This window comes from Halopseudomonas aestusnigri (assembly GCF_002197985.1).
GTDB classification, from domain to species: Bacteria; Pseudomonadota; Gammaproteobacteria; order Pseudomonadales; family Pseudomonadaceae; genus Halopseudomonas; species Halopseudomonas aestusnigri.
Genome location: NZ_NBYK01000001.1, coordinates 137,682 through 149,985, shown reverse-complemented (window position 1 = coordinate 149,985; position 12,304 = coordinate 137,682). Strand labels below are relative to the sequence as shown.

Genomic DNA, 12,304 nt, shown 5'->3' with positions numbered 1-12,304 from the left:
AGTCCGCCAACAAGGATCACGACGCCATGACAATCGACAGCAACCGCCTGCTGCTTGAGCTGGAAAAGCAGCGCCGCGAAGTCAACCGCAATATCATCAACCCGGCTATTCCGCAGCTCAGCCTGGATTCGCTGACCCCCATGCTCAACATGGTCGCCCAGGCCCGCAAGGACTACCTGTGCGGCCTGCTTGAAATCGCGGGCCAGGCGGGCGGGCGCGCGCCTTCCGATGAGCATGTCGACACGCTGCGCAAACTCCGGCTGACCTACGAAGAGCTGGTCGGCGCCGCCAACGCACTGGAAACCGCCATCCAGCGCGACTATCTGGACGTCATTCCGAGCCGGCGCTGAGCGATTCCAGCGCCAGCAGGCACACCTGTTCCTGCTCGGCGACCAACTCCGCCAGCCGCTCACCCGGCAACTGCGTCAACAGGGCATAGCGCCGAGCGCCCCAGACCATCAGATGCAGCGCCTCAAGGCGTGACACCGAAGGCTTGACCGGCAGGTCCGGGCAGGCCTCCAGCACCCGCTGCCAGATATTCATCAGCTCGGCATAGGCACGCTGCTGGTGCTTCTGCTCGGCAATCACCGGCTCCAGCTCCAGCATCTGCGGATGAAACCAGGCCGCCTCACCAGCCACGCCGCCAAGCAATCGCACCAGCCGACCGACACGCTCCTGCCACACCAGCCCGACGGGCTCTATGGCCTGCTGTTCAATTGCCTGCAACAGGCGCTCGATGCAGTGACGCACATACCCCGAGTGCAGCGCCTGCTTGCTGGGAAAGTAATCGTACAGGGTGCCCACCGCGACCCCGGCCTCCAGCGCCACCGCGCGGGTCGTCACGCGCTCCCAGCCATCGCGCTGCCAAATCCGAACATAGGTATCGAAAATCGCCTGCACCGTCATCTTGGCGCGCCCCTGGGTCGGGCGCTTGAGCGGCTTGTTGCGAGACTGAGCGGGGCTGTTCTTGCTGGTCATGGAATCCGAACCCGGTAAACACGCTGACAGGCTACAGTCATCCTACTGTCGAATCACCCCTTTTCCGGAGCGCCCATGACTGTGATCAGCCAACTGCAAAATAACAAGAAGGACCTTAATCAGGTTCGCGTCGTCACCCAGCCGATGCCGGAGCTGAAGCCGGGCGAAGCACTGCTGCGCATCAGCCGCCTGGCGCTGACCACCAACAACATTACCTACGCCGCCTTCGGCGAAACCCCGCACCTGCGCTACTGGGACTTCTTCCCCACCGGTGCGACCGAGTGGTTCCACATGCCGGCCTGGGGCTTTGCCGAGATCGTCGAGAGTACAGTTGAGGGTCTGGCGGTGGGTGAACGCTTCTACGGCTACTGGCCGATTGCGTCGCACGTGGTCATGAATCCGGTGCGTGTTTCCGAACGCGGCTTTTACGACGGCATTCCTCACCGACTGGAACTGACCTCGGCCTACAACCAGTACCAGCGCATCAGCACCGATGCCGCCTACCGCGGCGCTGATGAGAACTATCAGATGCTGCTGCGCCCGCTGTTCATCACCTCGTTCATGCTGGCCGACTTCCTGGAAGACAACAACTTCTTCGGCGCCCGCCAGATCATCGTCTCCAGCGCCTCCAGCAAGACCGCCTACGGCACCGCCTTCTGCCTGGAGCAGAACGACAGCGTGGCGCTGATTGGCCTGACCTCCGGCGGCAACACCGACTTCGTCGCCCAGCTCGGCTGCTACCAGCAGGCTGTCGCCTACGAAGACGTTGAACAACTCGATGCCAGCATCCCCACCCTGTATGTCGACTTCTCAGGCAACGTGGCGCTGCGCAACCGCATTCACGAGTACTTCAAGGACAGCCTGGTCTACGACTGCTACGCAGGATCAGCACAGAACCACGAACACCTCAGCGCCGCCGAAACGCCTGTGCACGGCCCTGCACCGCAGCCGTACTTTGCGCCCTACCAGATCAAGAAGCGCAACGCCGACTGGGGCGCGGCGGAAGTGACCCGCCGCTTCAACGCCGCCCAGCTGGCGTTTATCGAACGGGTGCAGAACCCGTCTGCACCGTGGCTGAACGTCATCGAGCACACTGGCCTGGAGCAGGCAAAGACACTGGTAGAGGATCTGGTCGGCGGGCGTATCGATCCCAAGGATGGCCACGCAGTCGTCCTCGACTAAGCCAGCGACCCGGCCAGGGCGTCGTGCACCTGCCGCCCCCATTGCGGACGCGACCTGTCGCGTCCCTGCACATGCCCCACCTACGCCCGCTGCAGGGCTAGGGCATCCCGAGGCCGGACGGCCTAGCGTGGAGGCAGGCTCAGCACGACCACTTTCACCGGCAACAGCCCGCTCGACACCTGGCCGATGCGGGTAAACGCCGACTTCGACAGGTCAATCACCCGGCCACGAACGAAGGGGCCTCGGTCATTGATGCGCACCACAACAGATCGGCCGTTATCCAGATTGGTCACCTGCACCCGGGTGCCAAAGGGCAAGGTGCGATGGGCTGCGGTCAGCGCATCGTGACGATAGCGCTCGCCATTGGCGGTCTTGCGTTGCTCGAACTTGTCCGCGTAATAAGACGCCTGCCCGGTCTCGGTCGCACCTCCGAGCTTGCCGCCGCCCAAATGACTGCAACCGGCCAGCGCCAGCATAATCAGACCCAGAAACAGAACACGTCCGTTCAATACGACACACCTTTTGCACTAGGAAGCCAGGTGCCTCCTGGGCGGAGGCGGTGGTCGGATAGACCGCGCTATCAGCGTCGGGTTCACGGCAAGAGCTTGCGCCTGATAACCGGCACTGGCGTGCGCACGGCAAGGGGTCGACGGCATCACACCCGGTCAGGGCGTCGCGGCAGGCTGGTTCAACCCGGCATCCGTCCTGACCCGCAGAAAGCGGGCAAAACGCGGCAGACCGCCAGAGGTCAGGCCATTAAAGCGATAGGTCACTAGCGTACCGATGGCCGGTGGCGACTGGCGCTGCGCATCACTCAGGCCGCTGCCCAGCCGAAATCGCCGCCCGGCCCCATCTTCGACCAGCAGAGCGCCCACCTGCCCGAGGTATTTGCCCTGTCCGGCGGTATATCCGATCACCCGTGCCTCGGCATCCTCGAACGGCTTGTATTTGAGCAACAGCGGATGACGCCCGGCGCGGTAGCGCGCGCTGGCGTGGTGGAGCATCAACCCCTCCCCGCCGACGGCCACCGTGCGCCCAAGCAGAGCGTCCAGCTCATCGGCACTCGCCAGCCGCCGCTGCACAACCGGCTGCAGAGTGGCTAGCTGCAGATCGGCCAGCTCGCGCATCGCCAGCACCCGGGCGCTGAAGTCACCGCCGTGCTCGGGCAGGTCAAACACCATAAAGCCTACCCCTTGCCAGTCAGCAACGCTCGCCTGCTGGCGGCGAGCCAGCGCGCTGACCTCATCGAACCGCCCACGTCCGAGCCACAACTCACCATCCATCGGCAGTGCCGGCCAGCCGAGGGTGAACTCCTCCGGCGCATTGATGCGGTAACCGCCACGACTCAGCAACTGCTGACCGTCCCAGCGCGCGCGAACGCCATCCAGCTTCTCACTGACCCAGTAGTCCGCAACCGCCCCTTCACCACGATAAACCTCGGCCAGCATCAAACCGCTGTCGGCGCTCGCCGGCAGGTGCAGCAAGGCGCAAAAGAGCAACGCTCGGCGTATCCAGGCGAACACGGCAACCTCCCTGTTGCAGGTAAGGCCGGCAGACAGTCGGGCAGAAAGCGCACAGCCGCCGGCATCGCGTGCGCCGCCACAGGCTAGCAATACCAAGGGGGCGAACAAGCAGCCGGGACGAGAGGTTAGAACGCCGTCACAGCAGCGCAACGATCAGGACGCAGCCTCAGGCCTACTGACCGCGATCGACCAGCGCGGCGTCATGGCCTCGAAGTCGGTGCGCACGCTCGCGGGCAGATAGCTGGCCGAGTCCAGTACCCGCATTGCGCCCGCAAAACGTTCAAACACCACCCAATGCCAGAACGGCCGCTCACCTTCCCAGTGGTATTTGATCGCCAGCAACGCCAGATCAGGCAGCGCCTGCCAGGAAACGAAAGGCTCCTCGGTGGCCGACACCTGCAAGCCGCCGTTTTCCAGCAATCGACGCACGTATTGGGTGTCCGACCAGAGTGCCTTGTCATCGGCATAAATGCCCATCGCATTGGCAACGGCCTTCATCTGCGGATAACTGCAGCCGAGCAAAACGGCGGCCGAGGCAATCCCGCAGCCGGTGGACTCCTGCTGAATCACGGGTTGAAGCATGTCAGCTGAACTCCACCTGCCAAGCAGCAGCGTGCAGCGACAGGGCAAGCGGCATAGCCGAAATCAGTACCAAATGGCTCATCACATCACATCCTGGGCAACAGCAGGGGCGTGCCCCGGCAGAACGCCGGCAGCCCCCGGGAGAGGCCGGCACTATAGCAGGGCCCGACCCGACAAACATCTGCGGGGCTGACTCCCGGACTGCTGCGCGAACACACGCGAGCAACCTATCGTGCGCTATACTGCGCCGAACGAACGGGATTGGATTTTTTATGAAAGTGTGTGGTGTTGACCTCAACAGTAACGATGCCAATGTCTGCCTGCTGGCACTCGATGACGAGCTGTTCCAGCTGCCTGATTTCCGCGCGCGCCGGGTCAGCCTGACCGACAGCAACAGCACCGGTGCGCTGCGCCATTTCCAGCAGACCTTTGCCAAGCTGATGCACGACTACAAGGTCGACAAGGTCGTTATCCGCCAGCGGCCGATGAAGGGCAAGTTTGCCGGCGGTGCCGTGGGCTTCAAACTGGAAGCAGCGATCGAGCTGATTGCCGATCTGGACGTGGTGATCATGTCACCGACCGATATCAAGGAGTCGATCAAGCGCAACCCCATTCCGGTGCTGTTCTCTGAAACCGGGCTGAAGGCCTATCAGGAACCCGCCTTCAACACCGCATTCGCCTACCTGATGAAAGACAAGTTCGCGAACTGACAGCACCGCGGCCGGCAGCCCGACCGGAGTCCGTCCGGATCAAGCCATTCGGGCTGCCTGCCAACACCGCCTCGCCCCCAGCCCGACCTGACCCCATTGCAAGCCACAGCCAGGCATGGCCTAATGCCAGCCAGTGATAAAAACCATATAAAATTTGTGGTATTGCAGCCAGCAACAAGCGCGTACCTCACCGGCCACCCGGTAGCCGGCACTGCCGATAACTCAACTAGTATTGAGCTTGTCAACGGACTGAACGCTGGCTGGCTCCCTGGCTGGATTATCAGAACTATCATGTCTTAATCGAGTTAAACCGCGCTCAACAAAGAGAAGCTGAATGGGATTCAGACCGCTGTCTATCAGGCGCAACATCTGGCTGCTCTACAAGCTGCTGTGTGCTACTGCGGTCATTGCGCTGGCCGGCCCACGTATGTCCACTGGCAGTATCTGACTGCGCAGACCGAGGCCTCCCAACGCAGCCTGGTCAAGCAGTGGTTCGGCAGTTTTTCATCGCTGCTGGAGCAGCAGGAAACCATCATCACCCTGATTGGTCAGGACATCCTCCTGCGCCAGCGCGAAGGCAACCCGGATATTCGATCCGAGCTGGACCGGCTGATGAACATCAATCCGGAATTCTTTGCCGGCTTTGCCCTGTTTTCCACCGCAGGCGAGGTGCTGGACACAACCTCCAATCTGGTAAGGCCCGACCCGCCAAACCTGCTGCAACAGCCCGAATCGAAAGACTCCTTCGTATACGCCATCGAAAGCGACAAAATGGTCCTCGGGCGAACCTACAACGCTCCCAGACTGGTAATCCCGGCCAGAAAGGCCATTCGCGATACTGACGGGCAGTTGCTGGGCATCATGACCGGCGCACTGAAAATCCAGGCGGACAGCGGTCATTTCGCCCATGCTGCCGTCCTCGGTCCACATAACCGCATCACCATTCTTCGCACCCGTAATCGCTATATCCAGTACGCGACTAACGGGGAGCTGATCGCTGACTTCTTCGTCCAGCCCCTGCCGGACACGCGGTATCGGCAGCTCATGCAGGCCCTTCAACAGGGCCAGCGCGAACCCGAGCATCCCTCAGGGCGCCAGACCACCATCACCTTCAGATGGGATACCAACTCGGACAGAGAGCACGTCCGTGGCGTCGCACTCTACAACCCCCGCTACGAATTCTGGCTGCTGTCTGAAGTGGAAGAAGGCTATCTGATCAATCAATTCCTCAAGACTGCAACGCTTTATATTGCGTTGACTGCGGCGTTTCTGATCAGCATGTTCTACCTGTTTCGCTTTATCGACCGGGAGCTGAACCGCCCCGGGTTTCGCGGAGGCTTCATCTTTTGAGAGAATGGAGCCCATATGAGCAAGCACCCCAAGTTTTCCCCTGAAGTCCGTGACCGGGCCATCCGTATGGTTTATGAGGTCCGGGAATCCCACACATCGCAGTGGGCCGCCATCGAGGCAGTGGCCAGCAAGATCGGCTGCACCGCCCAGACACTGAGCAGTTGGATTCGGAAGGCAGCTGCGCCTGCGGTCCCCTCTGCCTCGGCTACTGATGCCCGCGTCAAGGAACTGGAACGTGAGGTTCGTGAGCTCAAGCGAGCTAACGAGATCCTCAAGGTCGCCAGCGCTTTTTTCGCCCAGGCGGAGCCCGACGGGCAGGCCATCCTGCGCCGTTTGAAGTGATCTGGCAACTGATCGACAAGCACCGGCAAAGCTTTGGAGTCGAGCCACTGTGCCGCGTGTTGCAAGTGTCTCCATCGGCTTACCGGCGCCATGCTGCACGGCTACGTGATCGCTCACGACGCTCCGCCCGAGCGATCCGTGACGAGGCACTTGCTGTACACATTCATCGTGTCTGGCGGGAAAATTACGAGGTCTACGGGGCCAGGAAAATTTGGCGGCAGATGCATCGCGAACACCAGGTGGTTGCGCGCTGCACAGTGGAACGGTTGATGCGTGAAATGGGGCTCTGCGGCGTTACGCGGGGCAAAATGGTGAAAACCACCCACGCCGATCCTGACAATGCCAACCCTAGGGATCTGGTAAAGCGCCAGTTCACTGCCGAACGTCCCAATCAGCTCTGGGTCGCCGATTTCACATTCGTTTCAACCTGGCAGGGATTTGCCTATGTGGCGTTCATCGTCGATGTCTACTCACGGTTTATCGTGGGCTGGCGTGTCAGCCGACACATGCGTACAGAGTTTGTCCTGGATGCTCTGGAACAGGCGCTTCACACTCGTCGGCCTGAGCCACACCGGCTGGTTCATCACAGCGATAGGGGCTCGCAATATCTGTCGATTCGCTACAGCGAGCGGCTGGGCGAAGCTGGCATCGAACCCTCGGTTGGCAATACCGGTGACAGCTACGACAACGCACTGGCAGAGACCATCAACGGCCTCTACAAGACCGAACTGATCCACAGGCGAGGGCCATGGAAAAGCGTAGACAGTCTGGAGTGGGAGACGCTGAAGTGGGTGACCTGGTTCAACCATCAGCGCCTGCTGGAGCCAATTGGAAATAGGCCACCGGCCGAGTTTGAGGCACTATACGAACAGAGTCAGGCAACCATATCAGTTGCTGCCTGACTCAAACAAAACAGCCTCCGCGAAACCCGGGGCGGTTCAAGCAGCAACACCGCCGCCAGCAGCTGCAATATCAGGCCGATCACGACACCCTGACCGGCCTGCCCAATCGCAACTTTCTGCTGGAGGCCTTTGACCAGTGGCAGACAGGAAAACAGAACTTCTCACTCCTGTTCATCGACCTCGACCACTTCAAGGGCATCAACGACCATTTCGGCCACAGCATTGGTGATCAGATCTTGGTAGAGCTGGCACGCCGCTTCGAGCAGGCCCTGCGTGAAGGCACCCTGCTGGTGCGGCACGGCGGTGACGAGTTTGTGCTGTTGATTGCCACCCATGCCGACAGTACCGCCGCCGAGGAGCGGGTTGGCCGGCAAATTAACGCCATTTGCGCCAATATTGCCTTCTCCAATATGACCTTCTCCCCTGGCTGCAGTATCGGTGTGGCGCGCTACCCGGAGCATGGCACCACCCTCGACGAGCTGTTGCGCGCGGCGGATGTGGCCATGTATGAGGCCAAGAAGGAGCGCAACACCCTGCGCTTCTTCCGTACCGATCTGGAAGAGCAATACCTGTACCGGGTCAGGATCGAACAACACCTGCGTGGCGCCGAAACCCGCGGCGAGATCTTCCTGGTCTATCAGCCTCAGGTTGACCAGCATGGCCGCATGTATGGAGTGGAAGCACTGGTACGCTGGCAAAGCCCGGTTCTGGGCAGTGTGCCGCCGGACGCCTTCATCCCGATTGCCGAGCACTCAGGGCTGATCACCACCCTTGGTTACCACATCATTGACCGGGCGCTGGCCGACATCGCAGGGCTGCAACAGCAAACCGGCAAGACCTTCAACCTGTCGATCAACGTGTCCGCCCGGCAGTTGATGGAAAACGGCTTTATCGATCAGCTGTTGGAACGAATCGACAGCAGCCTGCTGGGCTTTGAGCAGATATGTATCGAAGTCACGGAAAATCTGCTGATTGAAGACATCGAGCAGATCCACCACATCCTGACCCGCGCCAAGGACGCCGGCGTGCGGATGTCACTCGATGACTTTGGTACCGGCTATTCCTCACTGAGCACCCTGCGCTCGCTGCCGTTTCACGAGGTCAAGATCGACAAAAGCTTTGTCGATCACGTCACCGACGACAAGACCGCCCTGGCCATGGTGCAGAACATCATCGCCATCGGCCAGAACTACGGCATGACCGTGCTGGCAGAAGGCGTTGAAACCGAGGAGCAGTTGCAGTGCCTGATCACCTGCGGATGCGACCATTTCCAGGGTTACCTGTTCGCCAGACCACTCACTCTGGACGACCTGCGCGCCTGCATCGCAAGGGAAAGCCTGTCGCCAACGCAGTGAGCCGGCGCTAGTCGGCGAAGGCTCACAGATCAACCGACCAGCCACTGATAAATCAGCCGCCCCGGCGCCAATGCACCCAGCCCGGCTCCGATAACGCCGATAAAGGCACCAACCGCAAAGGCGCGGTGCCGCCTGATATGGCCGGCTCGGGCTGAGTACACCGACACCGCCACACACACCAGCACCCAGACCGACAGCAGATGGATAGGGTTGTAACCATGGAACACATCCATAAAGCCGGTCAGCCAGAACGAAGACATGGCCACAATCACCATCGCCGTCATCCACGACCAGCCCACAACCCTATGCAACCGCGTCCCCTTGCGGGTCAGCAACTGAAAGCCCCCGGCGAGCAACGCCCAGAGTGCAGCAACAAGATGAAGCGTAACGGCCATGGTGCACCCGCGCGCTAAAGTGGAGAAATTCGCCAGCCGCTTTGGAGCCGCGAAGCGACGGAAAATCGGTCGCTGTGCAGCCGATTGTTAAAACCTGCCCAGCCAGTACTGCGGACGCCGCCGGTCATGGGCAACAACCAGAACCTGAAAGCCATCAGGTCGTTCTCGGTAAACGACAGACAAGGGAACTCTGTGAAGGGCCGCTCTACGAATATCTGGTGGCAACTCGACTTGCCAGGCCTTAGGTGACTCGCCAACCAAATTAGCCAGGGCCTCAAATTCCTCTATGAAGGCACCACCCAATCCCGGAACCTTTGATTCGTAATAACCTACTGACTCCAGGAACTCGGCTTCCGTTGCCGGGTGAGAAGAATAGTTCATTTGATCAGTGCTCTAGCCTTCCTCATGACATTCTCACCAGCCACAGAATGAACTGTGCCATTGTCGAGTTCTTCGCCTCTACGGCGGGCCTCAAGCAGCCAATCGGATCTGAGCTCCTCATACGACGGAGACTCCAGACTCAATACCAGTCGCTGGATCAATTGAACTCGCTCCTCCTTAGGGAGATGGAGCGCCTCGTCTTCAATTTTCTGGAGATTCATGAAAAAACCTCTCGTTCGCGTATCGCTGAATTTTGACACGGATGGGTATCAGGTGCCACGACTCGGTTTTTCGCTTTAACGCCCAAAGCAGCGGCGCGCGTTAGCGCGTCCAGTCCGTAGGACGATGCTGCCTTTGATTGTTATGTGCTTACTCATCAGCGCCCAGCAAAGATTCGATTTTTTTCTTTGTATAGGCTTCTAAAAGGTCTTTTGAAACCCGCCAAAGTGTGCCTATTGAAGCATCCTTGAATTCGGACTTGATAGTGTCCCAAACTTGACTATTCCTAAGTGCTTCAAGAAATTCGTGACCAAATGCTGTTAGTCGTAAAGGAACAACCCCCCAGGACACATATCCATCAACCCCTTTTCGATAGCCAAGATCATGACCCTGCTCACCCTGAACCAAGTTTTGGTCAGCGAGAATGCGTAGATGAAAAATAAATTTATCTTCCTGATAACTGAAGCCGAGTTTCCCCAATTCATTTATATCTGTGGTAGGTGTGCCTGAAGCTTCAAATGCCTCAAGCAATCTCTTTAAGTATTCATGATCAATTTTCACAAATTACTCTCTTGTTTTCACAGGCACATGAAGTTTGGTTAAGGGGCGGGCTTTAGCCCGTCCCAGTGAGCGGAGCGAACGGTGTTGAGCGACTTGTTATACGTCTTCACGCACAAACCCCGCCCCGGAAAAATAAATATCAAAGCTTCCAATTGAGTCGAAGCATTGAGCGCAGAAATAGTTTAACTTTGGTACTTTGTTGGAATCATAGCGGGGCGTAGGAAGTAAGCAATTACCATCATCCACGGATACCAACACAAGACGATCAATTAGGTTATGGTCGTAGTAAATATCACACCAGTAACCAGTTGCCTTTGGATGCAGCCATTTATTTGCCCAGACATCTACGAAGTCAGGGTTTTGAACTCCTTCTTCATCGTATCGCATGACCATTCTCAGTCTTGGATCTTCTTTGAGAAATCTTTCGGATGACCATGCTTTTGATACACCTCCCCAGTCGAGCTTAGGGTCTGTGCCTGCCATGAAGCTCAAGATTTCCTCATGACTCATGTCGCGAACTAGTTTTCTGTTTGGGCAAATTGCTTCTGCAGCATATGGGAGCCCGAAGAAAATAGAAGAAATTAAGCTAAGGGCAAAAGCAATTGGCTCTGCATTGTAGTTTGCCAGCCAAAAAACCGCCGCAATCAGCGTTGCCACAAAAAACACGGCACCAATAACTCTGAAAACCTCAGGCCTTCCTTTTATGTATAGCGCGGACTTCTGAAGTAGTGCGTTCATGGAGATGCTCGTATAACAGTTGAGTGGACCGACGGCTTTATGACTGCATATTAGTAACTTCTTCATAACAACGTCGCGCCCAGGTTACCAAAGAACTAAAAATTCTTTTTAAAACAATTGGTTAGATTGTTGCCGCCGCATACCATCTGTATTCGCTTGACTTCCTCTTTTTGCGCACCCAATAATGCTGTACAAACATACAGCATGGATGCGATATGGACACCACACCAGCCAAACCGCAGCTGCGCGAGCAGTTTCGTAACGTCATCAGGGTGAATCACTACAGCATTCGCACCGAGAAGACCTATTGGTACTGGATACGCTACTTCCTGCGTTACCACCGGATGCGTCACCCGCTGGAGATGGGACCAGCGGAAGGTAGCGAGTTTCTTACCTGGCTGGCCGTCAGTCGGCAGGTAGCTGCCGCCACACAAAATCAGGCGCTCAACGCGCTGGTGTTTCTGTATGGCAAGGTGTTGGGTCGCCCGCTCTGCGATATCGGCGACACCGTCCGGGCCAAACGCCCTGCACGCATCCCGACGGTGCTGACGCACAGTGAAGCAACCCAGATCATCGGGTTGCTGCCGGAGCCTCACAAGCTGATTGCGTCGCTGATGTACGGCTCGGGGCTGCGTGTCGTCGAGGCCTGTCGGCTGCGTATCAAAGACATCGACTTCGACCGCCAGATCATCACGGTGCGCAGCGGCAAAGGGGACAAGGACCGCATCACGCTGCTGCCCGCATCGCTGATCGAGCCACTGTGTGCACGCAGAGCGCGCATCCAGCGTGCCTGGCGCGAGCAGGATGCGTTTTACCAGTGCGACGCGAGCCTGCCCTACGCGCTCCGGCGTAAATACCCTAATGCTGCACGAGCGCTTGAGTAGCAGTGGCTGTTCCCTTCCCAGGGGCTGTGTGCCGACGATGAAGGCAACATCGTGCGGCACCACATGCATGTCAGTGCGGTGCAGACGCTGCTGGGGCATGCCGATGTGCGTACTACGCAGATTTATACCCATGTCCTTGGTAATGCCTTTGCCGGGGTGCAAAGTCCGCTCGGGTAGGCCTTTGGCTTAGCCGGGCAATCCG

The 12,304-nt window shown here is 58.6% G+C and carries 16 protein-coding genes and 1 other annotated feature; of the genes, 8 read left to right on the top strand and 8 right to left on the bottom strand.

Translation table 11 applies throughout. The features are described from left to right. The first annotated feature begins 26 nt into the window (after positions 1-26). Positions 27-350, top strand: coding sequence for a hypothetical protein (locus tag B7O88_RS00745; protein WP_088273270.1), 324 nt, complete (start codon positions 27-29; stop codon positions 348-350). Here the strand turns inward: B7O88_RS00745 and B7O88_RS00740 are convergent. Then, positions 331-978: a TetR/AcrR family transcriptional regulator gene (locus tag B7O88_RS00740; protein WP_088273269.1), complete on the bottom strand. Its 648-nt coding sequence runs from the start codon at positions 976-978 to the stop codon at positions 331-333. The genes B7O88_RS00745 and B7O88_RS00740 overlap by 20 nt on opposite strands. Positions 979-1,053: 75 nt before the next feature. Between B7O88_RS00740 and B7O88_RS00735 the strand changes: the two genes are divergently transcribed. Beyond that, positions 1,054-2,160, top strand: a complete 1,107-nt coding sequence (locus tag B7O88_RS00735) for a DUF2855 family protein (protein WP_088273268.1) — start codon at positions 1,054-1,056, stop codon at positions 2,158-2,160. Between the two features lie 122 nt (positions 2,161-2,282). Here the strand turns inward: B7O88_RS00735 and B7O88_RS00730 are convergent, their stop codons facing one another. The 3 genes from B7O88_RS00730 to B7O88_RS00720 form a co-directional block, all read right to left on the bottom strand. Then, on the bottom strand, positions 2,283-2,636 hold the full coding sequence (locus B7O88_RS00730) for a septal ring lytic transglycosylase RlpA family protein (RefSeq protein ID WP_088273896.1): 354 nt from the start codon (positions 2,634-2,636) through the stop codon (positions 2,283-2,285). 189 nt (positions 2,637-2,825) lie between these two features. Continuing rightward, positions 2,826-3,683, bottom strand: coding sequence for a DNA ligase (locus tag B7O88_RS00725; RefSeq protein WP_200818390.1), 858 nt, complete (start codon positions 3,681-3,683; stop codon positions 2,826-2,828). A gap of 153 nt (positions 3,684-3,836) precedes the next feature. Continuing rightward, positions 3,837-4,265, bottom strand: a complete 429-nt coding sequence (locus B7O88_RS00720) for a hypothetical protein (RefSeq protein ID WP_088273266.1) — start codon at positions 4,263-4,265, stop codon at positions 3,837-3,839. 272 nt (positions 4,266-4,537) lie between these two features. Between B7O88_RS00720 and B7O88_RS00715 the strand changes: the two genes are divergently transcribed. The 4 genes from B7O88_RS00715 (at position 4,538) to B7O88_RS00700 (ending at position 8,924) form a co-directional block, all read left to right on the top strand. Then, the gene (locus B7O88_RS00715; protein ID WP_088273265.1) at positions 4,538-4,975 is read left to right on the top strand and encodes a DUF3010 family protein; all 438 of its coding nucleotides are present in this window, start codon (positions 4,538-4,540) and stop codon (positions 4,973-4,975) included. Between the two features lie 390 nt (positions 4,976-5,365). After that, on the top strand, positions 5,366-6,325 hold the full coding sequence (locus B7O88_RS00710; RefSeq protein ID WP_088273264.1) for a cache domain-containing protein: 960 nt from the start codon (positions 5,366-5,368) through the stop codon (positions 6,323-6,325). Positions 6,326-6,340: 15 nt separating this feature from the next. Further along, a protein-coding gene (locus tag B7O88_RS00705; protein WP_088273263.1) for an IS3 family transposase occupies positions 6,341-7,569 on the top strand; the annotation gives its coding sequence in 2 pieces (ribosomal slippage) (positions 6,341-6,611 and positions 6,611-7,569; 1,230 coding nt in all). After that, positions 6,610-6,741, top strand: a sequence feature (AL1L pseudoknot). It overlaps the preceding gene by 132 nt. After that, the gene (locus tag B7O88_RS00700) at positions 7,530-8,924 is read left to right on the top strand and encodes a putative bifunctional diguanylate cyclase/phosphodiesterase (protein ID WP_328587503.1); all 1,395 of its coding nucleotides are present in this window, start codon (positions 7,530-7,532) and stop codon (positions 8,922-8,924) included. The genes B7O88_RS00705 and B7O88_RS00700 overlap by 40 nt, the downstream gene beginning before the upstream one ends. Before the next feature lie 29 nt (positions 8,925-8,953). Here the strand turns inward: B7O88_RS00700 and B7O88_RS00695 are convergent, their stop codons facing one another. From B7O88_RS00695 to B7O88_RS17720, 4 genes are all read right to left on the bottom strand, one after another. Continuing rightward, a complete protein-coding gene (locus tag B7O88_RS00695) occupies positions 8,954-9,319 on the bottom strand; it encodes a DUF2306 domain-containing protein (protein ID WP_088273261.1) in 366 nt (121 codons plus the stop codon). A 377-nt stretch (positions 9,320-9,696) separates the two neighbouring features. After that, positions 9,697-9,921, bottom strand: coding sequence for an addiction module protein (locus B7O88_RS00690; protein WP_088273260.1), 225 nt, complete (start codon positions 9,919-9,921; stop codon positions 9,697-9,699). Between the two features lie 148 nt (positions 9,922-10,069). Beyond that, positions 10,070-10,480 (bottom strand): DUF2513 domain-containing protein, encoded by a 411-nt coding sequence (locus B7O88_RS00685; protein WP_088273259.1) that lies wholly within the window; start codon positions 10,478-10,480, stop codon positions 10,070-10,072. Between the two features lie 96 nt (positions 10,481-10,576). Further along, positions 10,577-11,218 (bottom strand): hypothetical protein, encoded by a 642-nt coding sequence (locus B7O88_RS17720; protein ID WP_140418550.1) that lies wholly within the window; start codon positions 11,216-11,218, stop codon positions 10,577-10,579. 215 nt (positions 11,219-11,433) lie between these two features. Here B7O88_RS17720 and B7O88_RS00680 point away from each other — a divergent pair, with 215 nt between their 5' ends. Together B7O88_RS00680 and B7O88_RS18095 are read left to right on the top strand one after the other, a co-directional pair. After that, entirely contained in the window at positions 11,434-12,102 is a 669-nt protein-coding gene (locus B7O88_RS00680) for a phage integrase N-terminal SAM-like domain-containing protein (RefSeq protein ID WP_235005696.1), read from the top strand. Between the two features lie 51 nt (positions 12,103-12,153). After that, on the top strand, positions 12,154-12,279 hold the full coding sequence (locus B7O88_RS18095; protein WP_268806942.1) for a tyrosine-type recombinase/integrase: 126 nt from the start codon (positions 12,154-12,156) through the stop codon (positions 12,277-12,279). Positions 12,280-12,304 lie beyond the last annotated feature (25 nt).

Bases quoted from the DNA above. Each gene is read 5' to 3' on its own strand.
- B7O88_RS00690 (WP_088273260.1), bottom strand. From the start codon at position 9,921: ATGAATCTCCAGAAAATTGAAGACGAGGCGCTCCATCTCCCTAAGGAG.
- B7O88_RS17720 (WP_140418550.1), bottom strand. From the start codon at position 11,218: ATGAACGCACTACTTCAGAAGTCCGCGCTATACATAAAAGGAAGGCCT.
- B7O88_RS00720 (WP_088273266.1), bottom strand. From the start codon at position 4,265: ATGCTTCAACCCGTGATTCAGCAGGAGTCCACCGGCTGCGGGATTGCC.
- B7O88_RS00695 (WP_088273261.1), bottom strand. From the start codon at position 9,319: ATGGCCGTTACGCTTCATCTTGTTGCTGCACTCTGGGCGTTGCTCGCC.
- B7O88_RS00715 (WP_088273265.1), top strand. From the start codon at position 4,538: ATGAAAGTGTGTGGTGTTGACCTCAACAGTAACGATGCCAATGTCTGC.
- B7O88_RS00680 (WP_235005696.1), top strand. From the start codon at position 11,434: ATGGACACCACACCAGCCAAACCGCAGCTGCGCGAGCAGTTTCGTAAC.
- B7O88_RS00735 (WP_088273268.1), top strand. From the start codon at position 1,054: ATGACTGTGATCAGCCAACTGCAAAATAACAAGAAGGACCTTAATCAG.
- B7O88_RS00745 (WP_088273270.1), top strand. From the start codon at position 27: ATGACAATCGACAGCAACCGCCTGCTGCTTGAGCTGGAAAAGCAGCGC.
- B7O88_RS00740 (WP_088273269.1), bottom strand. From the start codon at position 978: ATGACCAGCAAGAACAGCCCCGCTCAGTCTCGCAACAAGCCGCTCAAG.
- B7O88_RS00730 (WP_088273896.1), bottom strand. From the start codon at position 2,636: ATGCTGGCGCTGGCCGGTTGCAGTCATTTGGGCGGCGGCAAGCTCGGA.